The sequence below is a fragment of the Arthrobacter sp. TJ-266 genome, assembly GCF_058269115.1.
Genome location: NZ_JBZCNC010000001.1, coordinates 799,265 through 824,905, shown reverse-complemented (window position 1 = coordinate 824,905; position 25,641 = coordinate 799,265). Strand labels below are relative to the sequence as shown.

The window sequence follows — 25,641 nt, the reverse complement described above, 5'->3', positions numbered from 1 at the left end:
CGGCCCCCGGAGGGAAACCGCCGTTGCAGTCGCTTCTCGCCTGGCGAGCCCTACGGCGCGGTCAGTCGATATGTCCCGGCCGGCGGATACCACGCACCGGGGACGCAGGCGTACCCTGCGCCGCCCCCTGGTCGGTCGAGTAGTCGGCGAGGTGCTCCTGTACCTGGCGTTCCACCTGATCGGACATGGACTCACTCACCTGGTCGCTGACGCGGTCCGCCATCGCGGCCGCTGCGGCAAGCCGCTGCGCTGCCTGCCAGGCACGGTGCTCACCGTGGAAGGCCTTGGCCGTGGCGATGCACATGAGGAGCATGACGACGCTGAACGGCAAGGCGGTCAGGATCGCGGCCGTCTGGATGGAGCTCAGACCCGTATCGCCCACCAGCAGCAGGGCGATCGCGACGAGCGCGGCGAGACCGGCCCAGAAGACCCTGATCCAGTTCCGCGGATTGGGGTCCCCGCCCGTGGAGATCATGCTCATCACCAGGGCACCGGAGTCCGCGGAGGTGATGAAGAAGATGGCGATGAGGAGGATCGCTCCGATGAGCAGGGCGGGGCCGCCCGGCAGTTCACTGAGGAGGCCGAACAGCGCGTTCTCGGTGTCCACCGACCCGTCCTCGGCGATCAGGCCGCCCTGGCCGAAGATCTCCCGGTAGATGGCCGATCCGCCGAGGACGGAGAACCAGAGGAAGCCGAGCGTCGTGGGGACCAGCAGCACGCCGGCGACGAATTCCCGGACAGTGCGGCCCTTGGAGATCCGGGCGATGAAGATGCCGACGAACGGGGCCCAGGACATCCACCAACCCCAGTAGAAGGTGGTCCATGCAGCCTGCCAGGCCTCGCCCTCGGCACCGGAGAACGCAAGGGTGTTGAAGGTGAGGCCGACGACGTTCTGGAGGTAGTTGCCGATCGACTGCACGAACTCACGCAGGAGGAAGAGGGTGGGGCCTGCGAACAGGACCACGAGCAGCAGGACGCCGGCCAGCACGAGGTTGATGTTCGAGAGCCACTTCATGCCCTTGCCGACCCCGGAGATGACCGACACGATGGTCAGCGCCGTGATGCACATGATCAGGCCCACCTGGGTGGCCTCGGTCGCAGCGAGGATTCCTGCGCTGTCGAGTCCGGACGAGATCTGCAGTACACCGAGACCGAGCGACGTTGCGACGCCGAACAGGGTTCCGACGAGCGCGACGACGTCGATGGCGTGACCCCACCCACCCTTGACCCGGTCACCGAGGAGCGGTTCGAGGGTCCATCGGATGGAGATGGGGCGGCCCCTGCGATGAACGGCGTAGGCGATCGACAACCCGACCACCACGTAGATGCTCCACGCGTGCAGCCCCCAGTGGAGGAAGGTCTGCGTGATGGCCTGCTGCCCCAGCTGGACCTCGGTGCCCGTTGCCCCGGGGCGAGGACTGGCGAAGTGGTTGAGCGGCTCGGCGACGCCCCAGAACACCAGGCCGATCCCCATGCCCGCTGCGAAGAGCAGCGCGAACCAGGACATCGTGGAGAACTCCGGTTTGTCGTCGTCCTTCCCGAGGCGGATGTCACCGTAGCGGCTGAACCCGACCCAGAGGGAGAACACGACGAAGAACGCGACCAGCGCTACGTAATACCAGCCGAACGCACCGATGACGTTCTCCTGGATCCCGGCGAACAGACCGGACGCGGAATCCGGTGCTATCAGCGCGTAAGCCACGAAGAGGACGATGAGCGCGGACGCCGGGATGAAGACCGGGAGCGCCAGACGCGCTCCGCGTTCTGGCTTCGTGCGGGTGGTCGAATCAGCAGGAGAGGGCGGACTGTCGGCAGCCTCTTCCCTGTTCTTGATACTCACGGGTGTTCTCCTTCGTTGATGCGTGGCGGGCGCGATGAGCGTGCCGGCCCGCACTCCGGACACGATGCTGGGTACTAAGCCTACAGAGCGCTTTCATGTCAAGGGCCTGGAAAAGGTGGCCCGGAAGCGGACAAGTGTGAGAAGCAAGCACCTTGCGCAGGGACACCCGGGCACCCACGGGGCGTCATCACGGGGATCCGAAGGGGTGGCACGGGTGCCGCACCTCGCAGCCGCATCGTGGGGCAATTGTTATCTCGGGTGGTGCCGGACGCGGAACGAGCGGCCTCCGTCATCGGAGGCCGCTCGTGTGGTGCTCGATCCGGTCCAGAGATGTGGCGGCACCCGGATGACTCCCGGGATCGCCGTGGAGATCGTCCGGCTGGACCCCGTCCCCGCCCCGACCGTCAGTCGCTCGTCGCCATCAACCTGGCCCGGAGTTCGCGGCGCTCGCGCTGCTTCACCGGGTCGGGCAGCGGAACGGCGGCCAGGAGTCGCTGCGTGTACGGGTCCTGCGGACTCCTGAGGATCTGGTCCCTCGTGCCCTGCTCCACGATCCGTCCACGCTGCATCACGCAGATGTAGTCGGCCAGCACGTCGACCACCGCGAGGTCGTGCGTGACGAAGAGACAGGCGAACCCGAGCTCGCGCTGCAGGTTCTGGAACAGCTCCAGCACCTTCGCCTGCACCGACACGTCCAGGGCCGACGTCGGCTCGTCCGCCACCATGAGCTTCGGCTTCAGCGACAGGGCGCGGGCGATCCCGACGCGCTGCTTCTGACCGCCCGAGAGTTCGTGCGGGTACCTGTTGCGGTAGGCGCGAGGAAGCTCCACCTGGTCGAGCAGCGACTCGATGCGCTTCTGCAGCTCGCCGCCCTTCGCCTCACCGGCGAGGAACATGGGCTCGCCGATGCTCTCGCCGATGGGCAGGCGCGGGTTGAGGGACGACGACGGGTCCTGGAACACCATGCCCACGTGACGCCTGACCTCGACGAGCTCCTTGGAGGTGGGGCGGAGGCCCGAGATGTCCGTCCCGACCACCTTCAGGGAACCGGCGGCGACGGACAACAGGCCCACCGCAGCACGCCCGATCGTCGTCTTGCCGGATCCCGACTCCCCCACGAGCCCGATGACCTGCCCGGGGTAGACCGTGAGATTGGCGCCCTCGACGGCGCGGAAGGCCGGGACCCGGCCCTGCTTCGGATACTCGATGGCGACGTCCACGAGCTCGAGCACCGGCGCTGCGGTCGGCTTCGCCGGCACCTCCTCGTCCGGGAGCTGCGAGAGCACCTCACGCTCACGGCGTTCGAGTTCGTCGTGGTCCACCGTCTGCAGCTCGGTGTGGGTGGCCGCCGCGAGTGCGGCGGTGATGTCGACGTCGTCGTTCCCGGCGCCCTGACCGAGGTGCGGTACCGCAGCGAGCAGTGCCTTCGTGTACTCGTGCTGCGGGTTGTTGAAGATCTCGTCCGCTGTGCCCGTCTCCACGATCCGGCCCTTGCGCATCACCGCGATACGATCTGCGAGGTCCGCGACCACGCCCATGTCGTGGGTGATCAGCACGATCGCACTGTTGAGCTGGTTGCGCAGGTTCCGCATGAGGTCGAGGATCTCGGCCTGCACGGTGACGTCGAGGGCCGTGGTCGGTTCGTCGGCGATCAGCAGCTTCGGGTCGCAGGAGAGCGACTGCGCGATCATTGCGCGCTGACGCTGCCCGCCGGAGAGCTGGTGCGGGTAGGACCGGAACGCCTTGTCGGGGTCGGGGAGCTCCACCATCTGCAGCAACCGCAGGGCACGCTGTTTGGCCTCGTCGGGCGAGATCTCGTTGTGCAGCCGCAGTGTCTCCACGATCTGGAAGCCCACGGTGTACACGGGGTTCAGCGCGGTCATCGGCTCCTGGAAGATCACCGCGACATCGTTGCCCCTGATCTGCCGCAGCTTCGCGGGGGACATCGTGAGCACGGAGGCGCCGTTGAGGAGCACCTCGCCCGTGACACGGCTGTTGGAGGGCAGCAGCCCGAGCAGCGACATGGAGCTCGCGCTCTTGCCCGAGCCCGACTCCCCCACGATCGCGAGCACCTCGCCCGCGTTGACCTCGTAATTGAGGTCGATCGCCGCGGGCACCCACTTCTTGTCGACCCCGAAGTCGACGCTGAGGTTCCGGACCTCGAGGACCGGCCCCTGCGAGGCGGGCCGCCCCGCGCCGTCGTCCCCGGTGGTTCCGATGACCTGAGTGCTCATGAGAGGTTCTCCTTCGTGGCGGAGCCGCCGCGGGTACGCGGGGTCTCCTGGATTGCCGGGTGCAGCGGTGGTGCTGGGACCATTGATGCATGAAGAGCTTCGAGGCGGCCGGGTCCACCGTGTTCAAACCGAGAACCGCTCCGTGGTTCACGGGCCTCGCGGTGCTGGTCACGGCCGCCGGCCTCGCGTCGATCATCGCGACCGAGGGTCCGGTCGGTCTGGCGTCGGGCTGGCCGCTGATCGGCGTCGCCTACGTGGGCTGGTGGCTGTTCTGGTACCCCGTGGTCGTGATCGCCACGGAAGCCGTGACGATCCGCAACCCGCTGGTGACCGTCACCGTGCCGTGGTCGCGTCTCATCGACGTCGACACGAAGTACGCGCTGAAGCTGGTCACGCCGTCGGGCTCCTACACGGCCTGGGCCGCTCCGGCGCCCGGCGTCTGGGGAACCCATTCCGGCAAGGCCGAACATGTGACGCATCTGCCGTCCACGAGTTACGGACCCGGCGGTTCCATCCGGCCCGGCGACCTCAAGAACTCCGACTCCGGGTACGCCGCCTACCTGGTGCGCGCCCGCTGGGAGGAGATGGTCGACGCCGGCAGGATCGACGTCGACGACGCCGCGAGCGTGCGGCACTCCGTCAACTGGGCGCAGCTCGCCGTCGCCGTCGCGCTGGTCGGCGCCGGTGCCGTGACCTTGGGGCTCGGCTCCTAGACGGTCGGTCACGCGGCCGCCGGCTTCTCGTCCTTGGTCCTGCTCGCGTTGAACTTCTTCTGGCGCGGATCGAAGGCGTCGCGCAGGCCGTCGCCGATGAAGTTGATGCACAGGCAGATGAGCACGATGAAGAGCCCGGGGAACCAGAACAGCCACGGCCGCGTCTGGAACGCCTCCTGGTTCTGACTGATGATCAGGCCGAGCGAGACATCCGGCGCCTTCACGCCGAACCCGATGTAGCTGAGCGCGGTCTCGAGCAGGATGGCCGAGGACATCAGCAGCGTGGTGTTGACGATGATCACGCCCACAGCGTTCGGCAGGATGTGCTTGAAGATGATGCGGGCGTTCGACGCCCCGGCGATCTTGGCCGCGTCCACGAACTCACGCTCGCGCAGCGACAGGAACTCACCGCGGACGAGCCGGGCGAGGCTGGTCCAGAGGACCAGGCCGAGGAAGATGCCGAGCAGCCAGATCTGCGCACCAGGACCGACGAAGCGGTTGACGGCCTCGCCGAGCGTCGCGGCGGCGAGCACCACGGGGATGATGATGATGACGTCGGTCAGGCGCATCAGGACGGCCTCGGAGGCACCGCGGAAGTACCCCGAGCACGCACCGACCACCACACCGATGAGGCCCGCGAGGGAGCCGATGATGAACATGATGATCAGCGAGTTCTGGGTACCACGCATGGTCATGGCGAAGTAGTCGCGGCCGATCGAGTCCTGGCCGAACGGGTGATCACCCCAGCTGAACGGACCCGTGACGGTGGGGGCGCCACCGTTGACCAGGGGCACGAACTCGGTGTGATTGTACTTCCACCACCCGGGGATGCCGGCGAAGCCCACCGAGGTGAACGCCAGGAGGAAGACGATCGCGAAGATCACGAGGCTGACGATCGCGGCGGTGTTATCGAGGAACTTCCTGCGGACGATCTGCCCTTGGGACAGGCCTTTGGCGTCGGGCTCCGGCGCGGGGTGCGTGGGGCCCGTCACGGTTGCCTGCTCTCCGAGAGGGAGGTCCGAGGGGGTCTGGATGCTCATGCTTTTACCCTTACGCGCGGGTCGAGGAATGAATAGACGATGTCGGCGACGAGGTTGAAGACCAGCGCCAGGATGCCCGCCACGAGGAAGAAGCCCATGATCGGGTCGGGATCGGTCCGGCCGAGGGCCTGGACGAACAGCTGTCCCATCCCGGAGAAGGCGAAAACCTGCTCGGTGATGATGGCACCGCCGATCAGCGCTCCGACGTCGAAGGCCACGAGGGTCGCCAGCGGGATCAGTGCGTTCCGGAACGCGTGCCGCATCACGACGGTGCGCTCACTGAGGCCCTTCGCCCGCGCCGTACGGATGTAGTCCATGTTCATGATCTCGAGCATCGACGCGCGGGAGTACCGGCTGTAGCTGGCAAGGGAGGCCAGCAGCAGCGCCAGCGTGGGCAGCAGGAGGTGAGTGAAGGTGTCGAGTCCGTTGACCCAGAACGTGCCGTCGAGCCCGGGGGTCTCCGCGCCGACCGTCGCGATGGGCCTGCCGCGGATGCGACCGTTGTTCACGTAGGAGGGCCACGTGACCATGAAGCGGTCGATGACGATGAGCAGCCCCATGAGGAAGCCCGTGATCGCCCCCGCGCGCATGCTCTGCCCGCGGTCGTAGCCACCCATCAGATAGCCGACGCCGAGACCGACGAGCACCGTGACCGCGGCGAGGATCACGATCATCCAGATGGTGGCGCCGTTCAGGATCGGGTTGACGACGTAATAGGCCACCAGGCCGAGGGCGACCACGATCAACGCCGAGTACAGGGCCTTCCGGTTACGGAGACCGGCCGTGAGCGCGACGACGCCGAAGGCGATGCCGACACCTGTGACGAGGATGACGATCGGACCGAGCCCGGGGTTCGAGAACCAGTTCACGAGATCGAGGACGAACAGGAGCGCCGCGGCCACGACCGCCCCGAGCACGAAGGCGATCCCCTTCCGCTTCCAGGACCTGCCGGTGAAGAGGGACCAAATCAGGCCGCTGGCGATCGCGACCACGAGGATCGTCGTCGGTGGGATCTGCGGATCCGCGAGGAAGTTGTTGAAGCCGATGGCGCCGAACTCCTTGAGGAGCACTGCGAGCCAGAAGATCGGCAGGGAGAAGAAGAGGAACGACATGAAGGTCACGCCGTAGTCCAGACCGCTGTACTGGCGGAGCGCCGTGAGGATGCCGAGCGAGATGCCGATGATGATCGCGAGCACCGTGGCGGTGGTGACCAGCGTGATGGTGTTGCCCATCGCGCGGATCAGCGAGGAGGTGACGGCCTCGCCCTGGATGCTCGACCCGAGGTCGCAGGTGGCCGCGAAGGGCACGAGGCACTTGGCCGCTCCGGCGAGCCACCCGAAGTACCGCAGGGGCGCCGGGGTGTTGAGATCGAGCAGCTCCGTCCGGGCCTGGATGAGCTGGTCGCGGTTGGGGGCGTTGCTGGCGCGGAGGTCCTCGAGGGGATCACCCGAGAGGGCCGTCAGCTGGTACACGATGAAGGACGCACCCAGCAGGATGAGAACGGCCGTGACAAGACGCCGGACGATGTAGGTCACCATGGATTTTGTTGCCTCAATGTTGAAGTCGGGCGGGATGCACCCGTGCTATCGCAGAAGTGTAGTGCAGGCCTCAGGTGCCGCAGAAAGTGGCGGATCCCAATCAGTCCGGGCCCCTCGACGGCCTGCAGGCCGCGGCGGGTCGCCGCGCGGGAACGCGAAAAAGCGCCGGGACGGACTGGTTCCGCCGTCCCGGCGCTTTCCTCGATGCAGCTGTTCAGGAGCTGATCGGTGTCCCTACTGGGTGATCTGCCAATCCCAGAAGTTCCACCACACGCCGGTCTGGTTGGGCATGTACTCGACGCCGGTGACGGCATCGCTGTACGCGTCCACACCGGGGACCTGGAAGAGTGGCAATCCGTACTTCGAGTCCCAGATCAGCTTGTCGATCTCGACCTGCAGACGATCCTGCTCGGCGGGATCGGTCGTGACGACGAGTTCGTCCATCAGGGCGTCGGCCTCGGGGCTCGAGAAACCGTTGAAGTTCGAACCGTTGCCGGACTTGAAGATCTGCGGGACACCGGACACGCCGACGCCCGAGTTGATCCAGCCGAAGATCGTCGCGTCGTACGTGCCGTTGCCGAGTGCGGCGCCCCAGTCGGAAGCACCGAGGCCACCGTCCACGACGCGGAAACCGGCCTGCTGGGCGGACTCAGCGATCAGCGTGTAAGCGTTCAGTCGGTTCGGGTTGTCACGGTTGTACATGATGCGGACCTCGGGGGTTGCTCCTGCGAGCAGCTCGCGTGCACCCTCGATGTCCTGCTCCGCGTAGGCCTCGGAGCCGTTGTTGGCTGCCGACTCCTCGTAGGGCTCCTGGTCCGCGAGGAAGAGCTGCGAATCGAGCGGCTCGGCGTCGGGGTTGAGCTTCCGCACGATGGTCTCGACGAGCTGCTCGCGCGGCACGGTCTTCATGAAGGCCTCGCGGACGCTCTCCTCGGCGAAGACGCCGCTGAAGTTGAGGTCCAGGTGGTCGTAGGAGAGCTCATTGCCGCGGTTGACGTTGACGCCCTCGAGAGCCTCGAGCTGTTCCACGGTGTCCGCGGACGCCTGCGGCGCGATGATGTCCGCCTCGCCGTTCTGCAGGGCCTGGACCTGGGCGGGGGCCTCACCGATGTAGCGGACGGTGATCTCGTCGACCTTCGGTTCGGGACCCCACGAGTAGTCCTCGTTGCGCGTCAGGGTCATCGACTGGTCCGGGGTCATCGCGGAGGCGATGAACGGTCCGTTCGAGAGGAACAGGGACGGGTCCGTGGGGAGTGACTTCGTGTCGAAGCCCGTGTTCCAGAAGTCGGCGACCGCCTGGAGCTCGGGGCGCTCCTGCGGGTTCTCGGGATCGCCCTCGGGTGAGGTCTCGATCAGTTCGATCAGCGCGTCCTCGTCAGCGAGGCCACCCTTCTCCGCCAGCACGTGGGCCGGCGTGGAGATGCCACCCTCGGTCATGAGGCCGAAGGCCACCTGGTAGTCCGCGAACGGCTCGGAGTACTCGAGCGTGAGCGACCGTCCGTCCTCGCCGATCTCGGGCAGCGAGGTCAGTCCGAGGCCCGTCGTGTCACCGGCGTAGTCGAAGTACGTGGCGCCGGAGACGACCTCGCCGGCCTCGTCGGTGGTGGCGTCGTTGAAGTGACCGGAGCCGATGGCCCAGTGGAGGAGCAGGTCCCCGCCGTCGACTGGTTCTCCGTCGGACCAGTTGACGCCTTCGTTGACCGTGTACTTGACGCTCAGGGGATCCTCGGAGAGGACCTCCATGGTGCCGAAGTCCGTGTTCTCGACGACCTCGAGGTTGTTGTCGATGTAGACGAAGCCGGAGTGCGTCGCGTAGGCGATGCGTCCGTTGATGTCCACGTTGCCTTCAGAGCTGTTCGAGTTGAAGGAACTGAATCCGTTCACCTCGACGACACGGATGTTTCCGCCCGTTGCTTCGCCCTCAGCGCTCTCCTCGGGTGTCTCGGTACCCGTGTTGGCAGCGCAGGCGCTCAGTGCGAGAGCTGCGACAGCAGCAACTCCCACTGCTTTGGAAGTACGTCCGAAACGCATTCCGCCTCCTATTTCATAATGTGGTTCCAGCCTCACGCGGAGTTGCATGACAGCCGATACGCGACCCTTCAGGGTGACGACACTCACGTGAGCCACAGCCTAGGTGCTGTTTGTTACCGGCAGGTATCCATCGGGTCGGGGCGCTGGCGGTTGTTACCGAGCTGCAACAAACGCTCACCGAGCCGTTCTGCCCTCGGCCTCGGGTTCCCGCTGTGCCGACTCAGCGCAGCACCGTCGCCGCTTAGCAGGCAGGAACGACGACGTCGGTCACGGCTCGCGCTTGATCGCGCCTCCGGCTCGGTGCTTTGCTAGGAGGATCGGGTGCTTCTGTGGCGCCGGGCGACGGGAGAGACATGGCGTGGCTGTTCGTGGACAAGCACGCGGCCGTCTGGGACGACGACGCGAACGTGCAGGCAGCCATCGGTGCGCTGAAGGCCAGGCTCGACCAGCACAGGGAAGTGCATCTGTCGATCCAGAGCAAGGGCCTGAAGGGGCCCGTCTTCGTGATCACGAAGGAGACCGTGTTGAGCTCGCCGGAGCTCAACAACCGCTTCAATGCAGACCTCTTCGCGGAGCTCACGACGCCGACGGCGCGGAACAGCACCACCATCCACTGGTTCTCCGACGGCCGGGGCTTCGTGTCGGAGACCAACAGCCGCATGTGGTGAGCGGCCGCTCCCCCGCTGCTGTCCCGTTGGTCACTGCTGCGGCGTCAGCACTTTCGAGAACACCGTGGACCCGGTGGCGTCGCGCAGGCTGACGGTGAAGGTGTCGTCGTCGAGCTGCACGTGGCCGAAGAACTGGTTCTCCCCGTTGCGCGGCGACTCGCCCGGGAAGCGACCCGCCTTCGAGAACACCACCTCGGGGCCGAACGTGGCGTCCATGGCGTTGGGGCCGAACGACCCCGCGGCGATGGGGCCGGCCACGAACTCCCAGAACGGGTCGAAGTCGGTGAACGCTGCGCGTGCCGGTGAGTAGTGGTGTGCTGCGCAGTAGTGCACGTCCGCTGTCAGCCAGACGATGTTCTTGACCCCGTTCCGCTTGAAGGCACTGAGCACTCCTGCGATCTCCAGTTCCTTGCCGAGCGGGGCGCCGGGATCCCGGTTGGCGAGGCTCTCCTGGTTCACCGGACCATCGGGCACGATGATGCCGAGCGGCAGGTCCGCGGCGATCACCTTCCACGTGGCCTTGGACCTGCTCACCTCGCGGATGAGCCAGTCCACCTGCTCCTGCCCCAGGATGCTCGTCCGGCGAGCCTCCTTGCCGTCGGTGTTCGGGCTCTTGTTCGTGCGCATGTCCAGGCAGAAGACATCCAGTTGCGGACCACGGCTGATCCTGCGGTAGATGCGTGCAGGCTGGTACTGACCGGCGTCGTCGACCTTCCCCGGCCGCCACACCGCCGCGCTGTCCGCGATGGGCATGTTCTCCTGCCATGCCTGCCGTCCGCGCGCTGCGAGCGTGTTGACGTCCCGCACGGTGTAGCGGGGATCGTCCAAAATCTCGCCGGGGTACCAGTTGTTGGTGGTCTCGTGGTCGTCCCAGTTGGCGATGACGGGCACGTCGGCGAAGAGCGCACGCATGTTCAGGTCCATCGAGTTGTACCGGTGCCTGCCACGGAACTCGGTGAGGGTCTCGGCCACCTTGGACACCTCCTCCGTCACGAGGTTCCGCCACACCTGGCCGTCCTGCTCCACCACGGTCTCGGCCAAAGGTCCGTCCGCGTAGATGGTGTCGCCAGAGTGGATGAAGAAGTCCGGGCGGGTCTGATGCATGGTCCGGTACCCGCGCATTCCGCCGAGTTCCTCGTTGATGCCCCAGCCCTGACCAGCGGTGTCACCGGTCCAGACGAAACTCTGCCCGCTCGACGCCCCCGTGGCGCCCTTCCCCGCGGCATGGCCCTTGCCGTTGACGGTGCCCTTGTCAGGCGCCGTGCGGAAGGTTCCCGCCACCGCTTCGCCGGCGGCGCCGCCGTCGTCCTCGAAGCTGACCTCCAGGGCGAAACGTGTGTTGGGCGGGAGATGGCCTGCGTGGATCTTGGCCGTAAAGTCGGACGCCTCGGTGGCACGGGGCCCCCGATAGGTCCGTTCGAACGCGCCGCGGCCCCGAAGGATCTCACCATCGTCGCCCACCGCACGCAGGACGGCCCTCATCCGGCCTGCGGCCGAGGAACGCGACCACAGCACCGCGGAATCCGACGTGACATCACCCGTCGCGATGCCGCTGGGAAGCGTCAGGCGGTTGCGGACCAGGGCGACCCCGCCGGGTGAACGAGTCAGGGGCGTCGCGTTCACCGCGGTGGGAGCGGACGCCAGGACTGCGGCCAGGACGGAGCCCTTGACGATGCTGCGGCGGGAGATGTCGGCGCGTGGGAAGGAGGTCATGGCGCCAGCGTTCACCGTGCTGGAACATGGAGCCTTGACCGCGGATGAACAGCCAGTGAGGGGAGTCGGAACAGCAGGGTGGACACCATCGAGGGGGCTTACCACCCGCCGGCTCGGCTACCCGACGGTGACGGTACCTGTCCGGATGCCCCAGAGGACGGTCTGGAGGCGGTCGCGAGCCCCCGTCTTCTCGAGCAGATGAGCGAGGTGGTACTTGACGGTGGTCTGTTCCACGAAGAGTTGTGCGGCGATCTCGGCGTTCGAGAGGCCCTGCGCGAGAAGCCGGAGGACGTCGATCTCCCGGTCGGTGAGCGGCGAGGGAAGCTTAGCGCGTACATCGGCCGGTGGTCTGGGTGGGCGGCGCTGCACGAACTCCTGCAGGATCCGCCGGGTCAGCCGCTGGTCGAGGGTGCCGTCGCCCTGGGCGACCGAGCGGACGGCGTCGAGCAGCGTGTCCTCGTCGGCGCCCTTGAGGAGGAATCCGGCGGCCCCTGCTTCGAGGGCGGCGAAGATGTCGTCGTCGATGTCGAAGGTGGTCAGGATCAGGATCTCGCTGCTCAGGGTGGCGTCGGCGGAGATGACGCGCGTCGCGGCGACGCCGTCCAGAACGGGCATCCGGATGTCCATGCACACGACGTCGGGGCGGAGTTCCGTGGTCAGCCGGATGGCGTCCCGACCGTTCTCGGCCTCCCCGACGACGGTGATGTCAGCGGCTGAGTCGAGCAGGACAGCCAGTCCGGCGCGGACGATGACCTGGTCATCGGCGATGAGGACACGGATCATCGTGGTGCTCCTGGTTCGGAAGTCGGGATCCGTAGCTGGTTGCTCCAGCCGCCGGCTTCGGTGGGTCCGGTGACGAGCTCGGCTCCGATGAGCGTCGCTCGCTCATGCATGCCGACGAGCCCGTACCCGTCCCTGTCACGGTCGCGGACCGCTGGCGGCTGAGCGTGGGTGACCTCCCGGAAGCGGATGGTCGACGTGTTCTCCACGGTGAGCACAGTGCGGTCGGAGGTGTACTCGATCGTCACCGCGCACGCGGCGCCAGGAGCGTGGCGGGCGGCGTTGGCGAGCGATTCCTGGACCACGCGGTAGACCGTCGCCTGGGCGGCAGGCCCCAGCTGAGTCGGCTCCCCCGTGGTCCTGAAGGTGACGATCTGACCGCGGCGTACGGCGGCGTCGATTAGCTGCGGGAGGTCATCAAGTCCCGGGGTGCCGCCTGGCGCCCGGACATCGCCGGTGTCGGCCTCCGTGTCCGGGTCAGGGCGGAGCAGACCGACGGTCCTGCGGAGATCGATCATCATGGCCCGGGCTTCTCCTTCGAGTTCACGGAGCATGGCCCGTGTGCGGAGCGGATCCTTGTCGATCAGTGTTCCTGCCGCCTGTGCGGTGACGATGATGCCGGACAGGTGGTGTCCGGCGATGTCGTGCAACTCCCGGGCGAGCGCGGTCTGCTCGGCCCGCCGCCGCTGAGCGGTGTCGCGGACTTTCTCGCGGCGGATCAGCTCGTCGCGTTCCTGCGCAGCAACGGCGAGGTGCGCGCGATTGCGGACGAATTCAGCGACCAGTGCCGGTGCCGCGTACTCGGCGACCAGGCGCCCGGCGACCACGGCGACGGTGAGCAGCGGCGGCTGGGGCCCGCCCAGTGCCACCCCGAGGACGACGACGCTGCTCACGACTGCGAGCGCCGCCAGGTACAGCCACGCCTGTGGCCGTGGTGCCCACCGGATGACGTGGAAGGCGGCGATGGCGACCGCAAGGCCCCCGAGTCCCAGGTCCGCGCCGCTGAGGGCGAGGAGAGCCGTCTGGAGCATCACGACGATGGTGAACACCGGCGCTGCGGCTCTGTACCGGAAGAGGAGTGCGGCGGCCTGACCGGCTGCGAGAGCCGCGTGCAGCGCCGTCAGAGCGAGTGGTTGAGGCGGCTGCAGGAGATCCGTGGTTCCGATGACGAGGTAGATGACCGCACTCACGAGAACGACGACGGGTGGGGCGACCACGCGCAGGCGTGAGGGCTGACGGTCGGATGCCGACCTCGTGAGGAGCGCGCAGTCCCTCGCCGGCCGCCGGCTTCGCATGGACCTCACGGACTAAGTCAACCACGGGCATACCGGTCAGCCACGGCCGCTCCGGCGCCGACTGTCCTTATGGCCAGTGCGGGACTGGTCCTGCGGCGGGGGTGCGGAACGCACCTGATTGACACCCTCGAAATATGAACGAACAAGAGAATGAACCCCTCCTCGTCCAGCACCTCTCGAAGTCCTTCCGCGGTGTCCGGCGGGCGGAGGACATCACCTTCACCGTCGGCGCCGGCCGCGTCACGGGCCTCCTCGGCCCCAATGGTGCCGGCAAGACCACGATCATCCGTATGCTGCTGGGTCTGGTGGCCCCCGACGCGGGAGAAGCGCTCGTGTTCGGCAAGCCCTTCCGCCACCTGCCCGATCCGACGCGGCTCGTCGGAGCCGTGCTCGATGCCGGCGGTCTCCACCCCGGCCGTACCGCCCGGCAGCATCTGAGGATCGCCGCCGCTCAGGGTTACCACGGGACGGCCCGTGTCGAGGAGGTGCTCGAGATCGTCGGCTTGAGCGCCGACGCCGATCGCCGGATCCGTGACTACTCCCTCGGCATGCGCCAGCGCGTCGCCATCGCCACGGCGATCCTAGGCGACCCGAAGATCCTCGTTCTCGACGAGCCCGCGAACGGCCTCGATCCTGCCGGGATCCACTGGCTGAAGCGGTACCTGCGCTCCTTCGCCGACCATGGCGGCAGTGTCCTACTGTCCTCTCACCTCCTCGCCGACGTGGCGCAGGTCGCCGACGACATCGTGGTGGTCACGGACGGTCGGGTGCGCTCGGCGACCACCCTCGCCGACGCCCTCACCGCGTCCGACGGCGACCTCGAGCACTTCTACCTCTCCATGATCAACGCCTCCGAACGGATCACCCATGCTGCGCGCTGAAACTCTGAAGCTCATCACCATCCCCGCGACGAAACTCGCCGTCCTCATCGCGGCGCTCGGGCTGATCGCCACGCAGCTCACCTCCACCGTCCTGCTGCCTCACCTCGTCGACAGCGGAGCCGCCGGCCCGGAGGTCACCAGCGAGCTCCCGGTCATCGACATGGCACTGGCTTCCGAGCAGCTGGCCGTCCTCAATCCTCTGGGAGCCGGCAGTTCCGTGGGGATCGTCCTCATCGCCGTCATACTCCTCGGAGTCCTCGCCGGTACCGGTGATTTCCGGTTCGGCGGTATGGTCGGCGCGGCACTGGCCGAACCGCGTCGTGAGCGCATCGTGCTCGCCAAGGTCGAGGCCACCGCGCTGATCGGCGCCGCAACAGGACTCATCCTCGCGGCGGTGTCCATCGCCAGCCTGTTCCTCGCGCTGATCCTCGACGGCACGGCCATGGCGGCCGGCCTGCCCGACATCCTGGGGACCCTCGGTCGCGGGGTCCTGGTCATCACGTTCCTGAGCCTGATCGGACTCGCCACCGGCCTGCTCCTTCGAAATCAGCTCACCGCGGTCCTGGTCATGCTGAGCGTCCTGGTCCTGGAACCGATCCTCCTGGCGATCCTCCAGCTCGCCACGGGGACCCTCCCGATCTGGGCACAGCTCATGCCCGTGACCCTGTCCCATGCCGTGATCGGTGCACCCGATGCAGTCACCGGCATCGCCGCTCTCGGAGCTCTCATTGTCCTGACCGCACTCCTCCTGACCGGCGCCGCCGTCGTCCTCAACCGCCGCAGCCTCTGACCCTCCGCTGACCCCCCAACCCGATCGGACACCACGTGACCTACTCGACTCATCCCCCGAAGCATGAGCCCGCCCGCACCGCCCTGCTCTGGGCCCTCCTCATCGCAGCGCTGCCCGCCAACATCATGACCACCACGGTGGTTCCCATCGTGGCGCTCTCGATTCCCTCCGGAGTCATCACCCTCACCTGCGCGGCACTCCTCGTCCGACGGCACAGGCGCCGAAGGCGCGCATCAGGGACCATCCCCTCCATGACATCGGGGCACTGACATGAGACGCACACCCGCCTTCACGGTCGTCGCGACCGCACTGATGGCCACGTTCACGGTGACCGCCTGCACGTCCTCGCCTGCACCCGACGCCTCCCAGGACGTACCGGAGGTGCTGACCAGCATCGCCGAACGACTTGTCGACGAGGGGTACCCGGCCGCAATCGTGACCCGCACCCTTCCGGACGGCACCGCACAGACCGCATCCGCCGGCACAGCCGACCTCGCCACCGATGCCCCCGTCCCCGCAACTGCGGAGGTGCGTATCGGGAGCGCCACCAAGACGTTCACCGCGGTCGTGGCGCTGCAACTCGTCGAGGAAGGACGCCTCGAGCTGGACCGGAGTGTCGACACGTACCTGCCCGGCATCGTCGAGGGCGAGGGGATCGACCCTGACGCCATCACGGTCCGCCAGCTGCTCCAGCACACCAGCGGCCTCCCCGAGTACGCCGACGTCATCGCCGCGGAGCCCTTTGCCCAGCACGACGTCTACCGCTCACCGCGGGACGTGCTCGACCTGGCGCTCGAGCGGCCCGCAACCTTCCCCGCGGGGGAACGGCACGAATACTCCAACACCAACTACATCGCTCTGGGCCTCATCATCGAACGTATCGCGCAACGACCCCTGGCCGAACAGATCCACGACCGCATCGTCACACCCCTGGACTTCGATCACACCTACCTGCCCGGACCGGGTGACAGAGGACTTCGAGGTGACCATCCCCTCGGCTACCACGTCAAACCGGACGGGGAACTGGGCGACATCACCGAGGCCGATCCTTCCTCGGCCTGGGCAGCCGGAGCGATGGTGTCCACGCCTGCCGAGCTCAACACCTTCATGCAAGCCGTCCTCGACGGAGAACTCCTGGAACCGGCCGAGCTCGATCAGATGCTCTCCGGCATCTCCACCGGCGACGAGCTCTTCCCCGGATCCCGGTACGGCCTGGGGATCGAGAGCACCGAGCTGAGCGGTGGAACGGCCTGGGGCCACTCAGGCGACATCCCCGGCTACCAGACCCGCAACGCGGTCGCGGAGGACGGCACCGCCGTCACCGTCTCCGTGACCGCACTTCCCTTCGCCATCTTCGACGGCCCCCAGGCGGAGCTGATCGAGCGCTATCGCATGGTGATCGACACCGTCGACGAAGCCCTCAGCACTCCCTGATCCGACGCACGTGCCCCGGTTCAATGACAGGACATGTCGCCCTCCGAGATTGGTACGGACGGCGGCATGTCTGCTGATTCGGATGAGGTGCCTAGACGTTGAAGCGGAACTCCACCGCGTTCCGTCACGGAATAACCTTTACTGCACTACTCGCCACGTATCGCGGTCTACACAGATACACGTCCTTACCGCACTCCGCCTTCATGGCCCAGGTTGCTCCATGGCCAAGGTTTTGGAGGTGACCGGAAGCAAACTCCTTGCCATTCGCCGTACACCTGTCCGTTGAAGTACTCCCCTGATTCTCCGAGCAGTGGGCTTGCCGCACATTCTTCAGAACCGGTCTTGGCGCTTCCAAAGACCGGACACATGGAAAATACGCCATTCGCTGTAGGGCTCAAGGTCTGCAGCTACGCGCTGTCGAACGTCGGGCGCCGGCTCGAAGCAGGATCCCCTCATGATCCAGCAGCTACCTAGACACGCATGATAAGGGATGGTCTCGAGTCGTCAGTCGCGCAATCGCACTTTCAGCCGCGAGTTGCCGTTCGAGGCTAATTCTTGATCTATGTCCAAAAAGTCCAGTGATCGGACGAGCTGGCCGAGTCGTGCATGTCCGTAGTTCCGTGAGTCGAAGGCCGGGTAGTTACCGACCAAGAACCATCCGACGTTGGACAACAGGGACCACCCGTCGTCCTCGACTGTGCTCGTCACTGCCGTTCGAAGCATGGTGTAAAGGTCGGGCAAGTCACCAGCCTCGGAGGCACTGGGACTTGGCGCGGCCTGCTCGTAACCGCTTAGAGCCGGCTGGCCGGGTGGGTTGGGTTCGCCTTCAACCAACTTCTCGTCTTCGATATCTGGAACCGTTTCGTCCTTCTCCAAGAGTTCCAGAAACGTGAAACGGTCACACGCGTTGCTGAAGGCCGATGGCGTCTTCTTTTCGCCGATCCCGATCACCCGCTTGCCGGCTTCGCGGAGTCTTATGGCCAGGCGGGTGTAATCGCTGTCAGACGCGACGAGGCGAAAGGTATCCACGTTTCCGGAATACAACAAATCCATTGCGTCGATTATCAGCGCCGTGTCCGTCGCTCCCTTGCCCGGCACGTAAGCGATCTGTTGCACGGGCTGCAGCGCGAGATCAGTTAGCAGTCGCCGCCAGCCACCCAAGTTTGGGCTGCCCCAGTCGCCGTACCCCCGCTTCACACCAAGCACTCCGTGCGTTTGCGCCTCGGCGATGATGGCATGCCCCCGGCGGAAGCTAATGTTGTCGCAGTCGATCAGCACCGCCACACGCGGCAACCGTGTCCCCGATAGTTCATTCGGCTGTTCCATAAAGCAGTTCTACCGCAGTGTGGCTGGTCGTGCCTCCGTTACCTTTTGGTAGCACCATCCCTGTGCAATTGCGGCGTCTGATAAAATGGTGTACTGCCAGCCTCGCTCAGGCATGATAGAAGTGCTCATCTTCAATTCCTCAATTGGCGGACTTCCTGAACCACGGTTCGCCATCGAACTCTGCATCCAAGAACCCGCCCGCACTCATGTTGATCAGGTTCGGCCCTGGAAGATCATGCGGCACGAATCTCGTGTCCTCAGGGTGATGGTAAACATATTCCCTTGCCGTGTGCGCCAGATGCTCGTTGAAGAGCTTTTCCATGGCTGTTGTGCCAGCTTGTGTAGCGTCAGCCTTCCCGACGAGGACAGCTGCTCTGATTTCCTGGACTCGTGCGTCCTCTGTTTCCAGACCTTCAAGCATCACCATCGGATCGCTCATGAGTAAACCGAGCTTTCGGGTGAGCGGGAAAGTGATACCCCACTCCGTCATGAAGCCCACACCTTGCCAATCCTCGTCCTGCGGGTTGGGGATCAGAGTCACCGGGGCGTCCGAGGTGACGAGGGAACGCCGTGCAAACCGCACCAAGCTCCACGGTCTGGTCGCGAAGTAAGGAGTCAGCTTTTCAGCCGTATTAAGCATGTGCTCAATATGCGCAAGGTTCGAAAAGCTAATTGGCGGTCCGCCGGGCTGGGTCGCCTCCTCCCATATTCGTTCCTCCTGCTCGGGCGTTGAATCCGATCCAAGATTCTTCTTGATCCAGTTCCCAACGTTCTCGCGCCCGCCGGCGCCGACCTCGAAGCGAACGAGCTTAGCCCGAAGGTATTCCATAGTTTTGCGGGTGTCCGGTTCTCGTACGCTCTGAAGCGCCATGAAGTAAGACAGCGTCAATCGCTCGGCCTCTGACGGAGGGAACTCGTTCCTTTCGAACTGCCGGACGATGTTGATGGCCTCCCCCTCGACTACGCTCAACGCCTTTTCGAACTCGTCAGGTTCTTCGAACTCCTCCACCGTATGGAAGTGGGTTTGCGCCGCCACCTTCTTAGTCGATGAGGTGAACGGTTTCCGCGAGCGATCGAGGGGTACGACCATGACTCGCCCATTTTCGGCAGCGAATCCACGCAGGTATCCCTGAGGTACGTAGTGGTGAAGCTTTGCCGTATTGCCCTCACCTGCCATGCTTGGCATCCTTCCACAGCATAGGCCGGAGGGTCGGCTGATGATGAGCCTCTGGCGATGGGGTGGTGGCCGCCGCGCAATTACTGTGATCTTGCGGCGCCTTACAAGGGAGGAACTAGTTCGGCTCACCGTTGGCTAGAGATGTCCGGGTCGTATCCAACGACTCGACGAAAAGGAGGAGTGGGCGGTCAGCGGCTCCGTCCGGGCCCCGGATAGGATCAATCTGATCACGCTGGCACAAGAGCCATGTTGACCTCGAGGGGATGCATCAATGGTGAATTACTGGTGGGCTAGTCAGAACGCGAACTACCCGATCGTCATTAAGCTGGGCACCCTGTGGACCTGTCCACGAGAAGACGGGAGCGTCGATACCAGCAGGGGTCAGATAAAGAACCTGCAGCCGGGGGACATCGTCTTCCACCACTACAAAAGCTACCTCCGTGCTGTCAGCCGCGTGACGGAGTCATGGAGACCCTGGGTGCGCCCTGAGGGATACCCGAAGCCGTATGTGCAGGAAGGCGACGACGGTTGGCTTGTCACTGTTGACCCGATCCGGACCGAATTCAAGCTGCACTATAAGCGCGTTGCCGAGCTGATCAGAATAGGACCCAAAGCCCCACTGAACATCCTAGGCAAGCCGCAGCAGAAATACCTGTCCGCGCTTTCGGAAGAGGACGGGCTGGCGCTGCTGAAAGGGCTCGATCTGCCGGTTCCGGGCACCGACACGCACGGCCTCTTCGGCCGTCCGGACGAGTTTTGGGATGGAGGGGAAACTGATGAGTTGTCCCTGGGCGAAGTACGGCGGGAGCAGTCGGACTTGCGCCGGCACCTGTTGCAAGGCCGGGCTGCGGCACCCTGCTCGATCTGCGGTGAGGAGCGGCCCTCCCGGCTGCTGATCGCGGGCCACATCAAGCCGCGCAGCCGATGCACCGAGCAGGAACGCAAGGACTTCCAATCAGTTGCAATGCTCGTCTGCAGCCTGGGCTGCGACGCGCTGTTCGGCTGGGGCTACATCGTCGTGGATCCGAATGGCCGCGTGCGCCGCGGCATTCGCGCCGAAACCAAGGATGTCGAAGCTGCAGTTGACCTACTTATTGGCAAGTTATGCTCCGCCTACAACGAACACACAACGGACAATTTCTCTGCTCACTCCCAGCTGTGTCTCCAACAGCCATAAGAGTGGTATCGGGGGTGGACACTTCCTCGAGCGAAGATGAGTCGGCTGACCAAGGCGACCGGAATCACCTCGCCGCCGGCACCCACCCAAATGCGTAGGCCAAACCTCCCGCGCCGGTGCGCCATAATGACGATATTCAGACAGCGCGAGATGGCGAGATGGAGTGACATTAGTAAGTGAGCGATGAAGACGAGGCCATGCGACGAGTTCGGTTCTACGGTGTGAATGACATGGCAGCTGGTTGGTACGTCCCGCGCGTAGCCGAACTCGTTCACCAATTTGACCCCGCCAACGTCCCGACACAGACCCTGGACATCATCGAACTACACCACGTCCAGCAGTACCTGGAACATGGCCTCCTTCCTAAGGATTACAACGAGGAGCAGCGCGAACAGGCTAGGGCACGGATCCCCCAAATCCGTAGCACCGTAGCCCGGTTCTTCACGGCGATCGACAATACAAACTTCCCAGCCGTGGTGGATGGTGTCGGCCACGAATCTCACGGAAATCTATTGGACCTGCTAGGCCGATACGGAGTCTTCGAACGCTGCGACAGCGAGACGGTTCTCCCCGCGCTCGATGCAACAGACGTACGTCTGGCTGAATTGCTCTCAAGCAGGAGACTTGTGCAGGCCTATGACGCCGAGATACGCACCAGATTGCTTGAGACGCCTGGAAACGCTGAGCACCTGATCCAGAAATATCTGCAGGAGAAGGAGGTGCGACGAGACATACATCTTCCACCGAGCTTCACGTCGGCCGACGCTCGAGGGCTAATGGAATCCTACATCGACAGTGGGAACCCGCACCTAAACTACGTCGGGCTTATTGCAACCGCAAAGGAGAACCCACGGGCGGGAATTGACACCAAGCTCAAACTGCGGGCAAAGCGGCGTGAAGATGCGCTGAATACTATTTTCTTTGCCGAGAACAGGGGATTCAGAACCGGCTGGGAGGTGGGCATCTCGGAAACCCAGCGTGAACCTGTGGTTCTGGAGATGGGTGAGTCCGCAGAGGGGTTGGTCTCCCGACAGACATACAGCAGCCGGTGGCTGGAAGAAACACTGGATGCCCCAAGTATCCTCAACAACTTCCAGCACCTGTTCGACTTCGCTGACCGTCAATCGTTGCTGACGCTTCCGTCCTATCCCGCAAATATGGGCGTGATGGAACAGCTCATGGGAACCGTAGGAAGGACGGAGTACAAGGTCGGCGCGGCGTTTCGAGCCATTGACGTGAGCACCCTTCTCCAGACCCGTCTGTACCTGGACTTCTTAGAGTCGAAAGACATCGACCTAGAGCACATTATCTCCTGGTTTTTCGAGGAGTACCTCGTTGACGAGTTTGGAGCAAAGAACTTCTCATTCACCCCCACAGACAGAGGCACGTCATACCTACAAAAGGTAAGGCACCTCTTCGCCGAGATGGAAAGCGCCGCAAACCAGTTCACCCTGTTCGCCGAGGATGGTGAACTCGACCGTGACCTGCTTGCCATGGGGTCAGATCAGGTCCGATACAAGGAAATCCCGAGCCTCCTTGAGGGAAAGTACGTCTATCCGTCCGAAGGCTCGGAGATTACTGGCATCATGAATCTTCTTTTCTCCGACCAAGCGGCGCTGAACTACATCAATGAGAACCGCACGGCGGACAACGCGGCGAGGCTCCTCTTGGACAACTGGGTTGCTTACGGTGACTTCGAGGACTACCAAAGAACAAGGATCGACTACCTGATCGAACGAGGCGTTCTTAAGGACACTGGAACGCGGGTCCAGTTTGTGAATGTCGAGCAATTCCTCATCCTCCACGCTCTGTTCACCACTCAAGCAGCCAGTTACTACCATCTCTCCCCCACCGGACGCACGGAGGTGCACGCCATGGAGGCAAAGGGCTGGGTGACGCGCGGCTCCTCGTTGCTGACCAATGCCGAAGGACAGTACTTCAACTACTTTCTCAACGGGTTAGATTTCAGCAACGGGCCCCAATTGCGAAACAAGTACCTTCACGGATCGCAAGCCAACGCGGACGGGGAGAACGCGCACTTCAACACCTACATCACCGCACTACGACTGACGGTGGCACTGGTAATCAAGATGAATGACGACTTTTGTCTCTCAGCATCCGAGTCAAGGTCGGAGCAAAGTAGCTAGAGAGACTCTGCTCCCGCACACAACCTCTTTCTAGTCTGCTCGCCGGAACACCGCATGGTCATGTACACGACCGAGCACGCAGGCTCTACAGACTGTCCAGGGCATTTGGAGCGACGATAGACCACACGAGCGCGATCATGACCATCCCGCGCCTCGGTACTGGTCGGACGCTGCCGGAACCCGGGAAGCACGCGCTGAACTAGACGTTGAAGCGGAACTCCACCACGTCGCCGTCGGACATCACGTATTCCTTGCCCTCGATGCGCACCTTGCCACGGGACTTCGCCTCGCTCATCGACCCGGCGCTGATGAGGTCCTCGAACGAGACCACCTCCGCCTTGATGAAGCCGCGCTGGAAGTCCGAGTGGATGACGCCTGCGGCCTCGGGCGCCGTCGCACCCTTCTTGATCGTCCAGGCGCGGCTCTCCTTCGGGCCCGCCGTCAGGTAGGTCTGCAGGCCGAGGGTGTGGAAGCCCACGCGTGCGAGCTGGTCGAGGCCGGATTCCTCCTGGCCGTTCATCTCGAGCATCTCGCGTGCCTCGGCCTCATCGAGCTCCACGAGGTCGGCCTCGAGCTTGGCGTCGAGGAAGATGGCGTCGGCGGGCGCGACGAGCTCCCGTAGTTCCGCCTGGCGCTCCGGGCTGCCGAGCACGGCGTCGTCGACGTTGAAGACGTAGATGAACGGTTTGGCGGTGAGCAGGCTGAGTTCGCGGAGGTGCTCCATCTCGAGCTTGTCGCTCGTCACGGAGGCGAAGATGGTGTCACCGCGCTCGAGGACGGTCTGCGCCGCCTGCATGGCGGCGAGTTGCGCGGCCTCGCGCTTCTTGATCTTGACTTCCTTCTCGACGCGCGGGATCGCCTTCTCGAGCGTCTGGAGGTCGGCGAGGATCAGTTCGGTGTTGATGGTCTCCATGTCGGAGCGGGGGTCAACCTTGCCGTCGACGTGGATGACGTCGGGGTCGTCGAACACGCGGATGACTTGGGCGATCGCCTCGGCCTCGCGGATGTTGGCGAGGAATTGGTTGCCGAGGCCCTCACCCTCGGACGCGCCCTTGACGATGCCTGCGATGTCGACGAAGGACACGGTGGCCGGCAGGGTCTGCTTCGATCCGAACACCTCGGCCAGACTCTGGAGACGCGAGTCGGGCAGACTCACCACACCGACATTCGGCTCGATGGTCGCGAACGGGTAGTTCGCAGCCAGCACGTTGTTGCGCGTCAGCGCGTTGAAGAGGGTTGATTTGCCGACGTTGGGCAGTCCGACGATGCCGATAGTAAGAGCCACAGGAGTCGAGTCTACCGGCCTGTGCCCCGGCGCTCGCCTGTGTCCTGACCGCTGAATGTCGGAGCGTACTGCGACAGTGTGGGCATGAGCACAATCACCGTTCTCCTGGTTCTCCTCGCCCTCCTCGTCGGGTGTGCGCTCGGGGCGTTCCTCACGCTGCGAACGCTCCGCTCGCGCGACGACGGCCTGCGGATCGAGCTCGACGACGTCGCCGAGCGCCTCGGGCGCACCACGACGGAGCTCGCCGCTGCCGCCGCGCAGCGGGACCTGCTGCAGCAGCACAACCGCGAATTGACCGGCAGGACGTCGGCGGACCAGGACGTGCTGCGCGCGCTGGCGCCCGTCGCCGAGAAGCTGACCCAGGTGCAGCGACAGGTGGGACTCCTCGAGCGCGATCGCGTCGAGCAGTACGGAGAGCTCGCCCGGCAGCTCGAGGAGGCGCGCGAGGCCGACGCGCGCCTGCTGTCTACGACGCAGTCGCTCGCCGGCGCCCTCCGCAGCACCAGTGCCAGGGGCCAGTGGGGTGAGGTGCAGCTGAGGCGCGTCGTCGAGGCAGCGGGGATGCTCTCGCGCGTCGACTTCCTGGAGCAGGCCTCGGTCACCGGCAGCGACGGCGCGACCGCCCGGCCCGACATGGTGGTCCGGCTGCCCGGGGACAAACAGCTCGTGATCGATGCGAAGGTGCCGCTGAGCGCGTTCCTCGCTGCCCAGGAGCACCCCGAGACCGCCGACGACGGCGCCGCCTCCTCGCCCGCGGACACCGACGCGCGGCGCGCGGAGCTGCTGCGTCAGCATGCGAAGGCCGTGCGCGCCCATGTCGACGCGCTCGCCCGGAAGAAGTACTGGGAAGGGGTGGCCAACTCCCCCGAACTGGTCATCTGCTTCATCCCCGTCGAGTCCGTGCTCTCCGAGGCACTGCGGGCGGATCCGGAGCTGCTCGACTACGCGTTCGGCCGGAACGTCGCGCTCGCCTCGCCGGTCTCGCTACTGGGCATCCTCAAGGGCGCGGCGTTCAGCTGGCGGCAGGCGGTCCTGACGGACAACGCCCGGGAGCTGTTCGAACTCTCCAAGCAGCTCTACGAGCGCCTCGGCACGATGGGCGGCCATGTCACACGGCTCGGCGCGTCGCTGACCACGTCGGTCGAGCGGTACAACGCGTTCATCGGTGCGCTCGAGTCGCGCGTTCTCCCCACCGCCCGAAGGATCGGCGCGTTCGACTCGGCGTCACTCGAGGTGGTCGACGCCGCGGCCGAGGCGCCGGGAGACGGGGCAGTTGCTACCCCTGCGGGGCAGCACGCGGATGTCAGTCTCCTGGGAACGGCCCGCGCCCAGCGCGCCGGCTCGACGACCGGGCCTGCGGGAAGCGCGACGGTCATCGAGGCGACACCGCGACCGTTGACAGCGCACGAGCTCCTCGACGGAACGGACGGCTGACGAGCAACCTGCCTGGGCGCTCCCTACCTGAGCTGACGGGAAACAAATTCAGCGGGCGCGAACGGACGTGAGCCGGGACGTCCTGAGCCGGCGTGCGGCGGCTGTCTTTCTCCGGAACTGACGGACGTACGTCAGTCC

At 65.1% G+C, this 25,641-nt stretch carries 20 protein-coding genes; 9 read left to right on the top strand and 11 right to left on the bottom strand.

The window, feature by feature from the left end; translation table 11 throughout:
• Positions 1-61 precede the first annotated feature (61 nt).
• Both AC4D12_RS04190 and AC4D12_RS04185 read right to left on the bottom strand, forming a co-directional pair.
• Positions 62-1,840 carry a BCCT family transporter gene (locus tag AC4D12_RS04190; RefSeq protein ID WP_490948640.1) on the bottom strand — a complete coding sequence of 593 codons (1,779 nt, stop codon included), beginning with the start codon at positions 1,838-1,840 and terminating at the stop codon, positions 62-64.
• A gap of 404 nt (positions 1,841-2,244) precedes the next feature.
• A complete protein-coding gene (locus AC4D12_RS04185) occupies positions 2,245-4,074 on the bottom strand; it encodes an ABC transporter ATP-binding protein (protein WP_490948639.1) in 1,830 nt (609 codons plus the stop codon).
• 89 nt (positions 4,075-4,163) lie between these two features.
• Between AC4D12_RS04185 and AC4D12_RS04180 the strand changes: the two genes are divergently transcribed.
• On the top strand, positions 4,164-4,787 hold the full coding sequence (locus AC4D12_RS04180; RefSeq protein ID WP_490948638.1) for a PH domain-containing protein: 624 nt from the start codon (positions 4,164-4,166) through the stop codon (positions 4,785-4,787).
• 8 nt (positions 4,788-4,795) lie between these two features.
• Here AC4D12_RS04180 and AC4D12_RS04175 read toward each other — a convergent pair whose 3' ends face one another.
• The 3 genes from AC4D12_RS04175 to AC4D12_RS04165 form a co-directional block, all read right to left on the bottom strand.
• Positions 4,796-5,827: an ABC transporter permease gene (locus AC4D12_RS04175; protein WP_490948637.1), complete on the bottom strand. Its 1,032-nt coding sequence runs from the start codon at positions 5,825-5,827 to the stop codon at positions 4,796-4,798.
• Positions 5,824-7,365, bottom strand: coding sequence for an ABC transporter permease (locus tag AC4D12_RS04170; RefSeq protein WP_490948636.1), 1,542 nt, complete (start codon positions 7,363-7,365; stop codon positions 5,824-5,826). The genes AC4D12_RS04175 and AC4D12_RS04170 overlap by 4 nt, the downstream gene beginning before the upstream one ends.
• 234 nt (positions 7,366-7,599) lie before the next feature.
• Entirely contained in the window at positions 7,600-9,369 is a 1,770-nt protein-coding gene (locus AC4D12_RS04165; protein WP_490948635.1) for an ABC transporter family substrate-binding protein, read from the bottom strand.
• A 380-nt stretch (positions 9,370-9,749) separates the two neighbouring features.
• Here AC4D12_RS04165 and AC4D12_RS04160 point away from each other — a divergent pair, with 380 nt between their 5' ends.
• Positions 9,750-10,064, top strand: coding sequence for a hypothetical protein (locus AC4D12_RS04160; protein WP_490948634.1), 315 nt, complete (start codon positions 9,750-9,752; stop codon positions 10,062-10,064).
• 30 nt (positions 10,065-10,094) lie between these two features.
• On the opposite strand, the gene AC4D12_RS04155 is transcribed toward AC4D12_RS04160, so the two are convergent.
• The 3 genes from AC4D12_RS04155 to AC4D12_RS04145 form a co-directional block, all read right to left on the bottom strand.
• The gene (locus tag AC4D12_RS04155) at positions 10,095-11,777 is read right to left on the bottom strand and encodes an alkaline phosphatase D family protein (protein WP_490948633.1); all 1,683 of its coding nucleotides are present in this window, start codon (positions 11,775-11,777) and stop codon (positions 10,095-10,097) included.
• Positions 11,778-11,894: 117 nt separating this feature from the next.
• On the bottom strand, positions 11,895-12,560 hold the full coding sequence (locus tag AC4D12_RS04150) for a response regulator (protein WP_490948632.1): 666 nt from the start codon (positions 12,558-12,560) through the stop codon (positions 11,895-11,897).
• Positions 12,557-13,852, bottom strand: a complete 1,296-nt coding sequence (locus tag AC4D12_RS04145) for a sensor histidine kinase (protein WP_490948777.1) — start codon at positions 13,850-13,852, stop codon at positions 12,557-12,559. Before AC4D12_RS04145 ends, AC4D12_RS04150 begins: the two co-directional genes overlap by 4 nt.
• 134 nt (positions 13,853-13,986) lie before the next feature.
• Between AC4D12_RS04145 and AC4D12_RS04140 the strand changes: the two genes are divergently transcribed.
• The 4 genes from AC4D12_RS04140 to AC4D12_RS04125 are packed head-to-tail and all read left to right on the top strand — an operon-like array spanning position 13,987 to position 16,957.
• Complete coding sequence (locus tag AC4D12_RS04140; RefSeq protein ID WP_490948631.1) at positions 13,987-14,733, top strand: ABC transporter ATP-binding protein; 747 nt, start codon at positions 13,987-13,989, stop codon at positions 14,731-14,733.
• Complete coding sequence (locus tag AC4D12_RS04135) at positions 14,720-15,523, top strand: hypothetical protein (RefSeq protein ID WP_490948630.1); 804 nt, start codon at positions 14,720-14,722, stop codon at positions 15,521-15,523. The genes AC4D12_RS04140 and AC4D12_RS04135 overlap by 14 nt, the downstream gene beginning before the upstream one ends.
• A 35-nt stretch (positions 15,524-15,558) precedes the next feature.
• Complete coding sequence (locus AC4D12_RS04130) at positions 15,559-15,792, top strand: hypothetical protein (RefSeq protein WP_490948629.1); 234 nt, start codon at positions 15,559-15,561, stop codon at positions 15,790-15,792.
• A gap of 1 nt (position 15,793) precedes the next feature.
• The gene (locus AC4D12_RS04125; RefSeq protein WP_490948628.1) at positions 15,794-16,957 is read left to right on the top strand and encodes a serine hydrolase domain-containing protein; all 1,164 of its coding nucleotides are present in this window, start codon (positions 15,794-15,796) and stop codon (positions 16,955-16,957) included.
• A gap of 504 nt (positions 16,958-17,461) precedes the next feature.
• On the opposite strand, the gene AC4D12_RS04120 is transcribed toward AC4D12_RS04125, so the two are convergent.
• Positions 17,462-18,283: an NYN domain-containing protein gene (locus AC4D12_RS04120; protein ID WP_490948627.1), complete on the bottom strand. Its 822-nt coding sequence runs from the start codon at positions 18,281-18,283 to the stop codon at positions 17,462-17,464.
• Between the two features lie 139 nt (positions 18,284-18,422).
• A complete protein-coding gene (locus tag AC4D12_RS04115; RefSeq protein WP_490948626.1) occupies positions 18,423-19,460 on the bottom strand; it encodes a DUF4238 domain-containing protein in 1,038 nt (345 codons plus the stop codon).
• Positions 19,461-19,731: 271 nt separating this feature from the next.
• On the opposite strand from AC4D12_RS04115, the gene AC4D12_RS04110 reads away from it, so the two are divergent.
• Positions 19,732-20,637, top strand: coding sequence for an HNH endonuclease signature motif containing protein (locus AC4D12_RS04110; protein ID WP_490948625.1), 906 nt, complete (start codon positions 19,732-19,734; stop codon positions 20,635-20,637).
• 176 nt (positions 20,638-20,813) lie between these two features.
• Complete coding sequence (locus tag AC4D12_RS04105) at positions 20,814-22,784, top strand: hypothetical protein (RefSeq protein ID WP_490948624.1); 1,971 nt, start codon at positions 20,814-20,816, stop codon at positions 22,782-22,784.
• 199 nt (positions 22,785-22,983) lie between these two features.
• Here the strand turns inward: AC4D12_RS04105 and ychF are convergent, their stop codons facing one another.
• Positions 22,984-24,069 (bottom strand): redox-regulated ATPase YchF, encoded by a 1,086-nt coding sequence (gene ychF, locus AC4D12_RS04100; protein ID WP_490948623.1) that lies wholly within the window; start codon positions 24,067-24,069, stop codon positions 22,984-22,986.
• Between the two features lie 84 nt (positions 24,070-24,153).
• Between ychF and AC4D12_RS04095 the strand changes: the two genes are divergently transcribed.
• A complete protein-coding gene (locus tag AC4D12_RS04095; protein WP_490948622.1) occupies positions 24,154-25,503 on the top strand; it encodes a DNA recombination protein RmuC in 1,350 nt (449 codons plus the stop codon).
• The last annotated feature ends 138 nt before the right edge of the window (positions 25,504-25,641 follow it).

Excerpts from the sequence above, each read along its gene's own strand:
- AC4D12_RS04135 (WP_490948630.1), top strand. The coding sequence starts at position 14,720 with ATGCTGCGCGCTGAAACTCTGAAGCTCATCACCATCCCCGCGACGAAA.
- AC4D12_RS04155 (WP_490948633.1), bottom strand. The coding sequence starts at position 11,777 with ATGACCTCCTTCCCACGCGCCGACATCTCCCGCCGCAGCATCGTCAAG.
- AC4D12_RS04160 (WP_490948634.1), top strand. The coding sequence starts at position 9,750 with ATGGCGTGGCTGTTCGTGGACAAGCACGCGGCCGTCTGGGACGACGAC.
- AC4D12_RS04125 (WP_490948628.1), top strand. The coding sequence starts at position 15,794 with ATGAGACGCACACCCGCCTTCACGGTCGTCGCGACCGCACTGATGGCC.
- AC4D12_RS04145 (WP_490948777.1), bottom strand. The coding sequence starts at position 13,852 with ATGCGAAGCCGGCGGCCGGCGAGGGACTGCGCGCTCCTCACGAGGTCG.
- AC4D12_RS04180 (WP_490948638.1), top strand. The coding sequence starts at position 4,164 with ATGAAGAGCTTCGAGGCGGCCGGGTCCACCGTGTTCAAACCGAGAACC.
- AC4D12_RS04095 (WP_490948622.1), top strand. The coding sequence starts at position 24,154 with ATGAGCACAATCACCGTTCTCCTGGTTCTCCTCGCCCTCCTCGTCGGG.
- AC4D12_RS04110 (WP_490948625.1), top strand. The coding sequence starts at position 19,732 with ATGGTGAATTACTGGTGGGCTAGTCAGAACGCGAACTACCCGATCGTC.
- AC4D12_RS04150 (WP_490948632.1), bottom strand. The coding sequence starts at position 12,560 with ATGATCCGTGTCCTCATCGCCGATGACCAGGTCATCGTCCGCGCCGGA.
- AC4D12_RS04115 (WP_490948626.1), bottom strand. The coding sequence starts at position 19,460 with ATGGCAGGTGAGGGCAATACGGCAAAGCTTCACCACTACGTACCTCAG.
- AC4D12_RS04140 (WP_490948631.1), top strand. The coding sequence starts at position 13,987 with ATGAACGAACAAGAGAATGAACCCCTCCTCGTCCAGCACCTCTCGAAG.
- AC4D12_RS04185 (WP_490948639.1), bottom strand. The coding sequence starts at position 4,074 with ATGAGCACTCAGGTCATCGGAACCACCGGGGACGACGGCGCGGGGCGG.
- AC4D12_RS04175 (WP_490948637.1), bottom strand. The coding sequence starts at position 5,827 with ATGAGCATCCAGACCCCCTCGGACCTCCCTCTCGGAGAGCAGGCAACC.
- AC4D12_RS04120 (WP_490948627.1), bottom strand. The coding sequence starts at position 18,283 with ATGGAACAGCCGAATGAACTATCGGGGACACGGTTGCCGCGTGTGGCG.
- AC4D12_RS04170 (WP_490948636.1), bottom strand. The coding sequence starts at position 7,365 with ATGGTGACCTACATCGTCCGGCGTCTTGTCACGGCCGTTCTCATCCTG.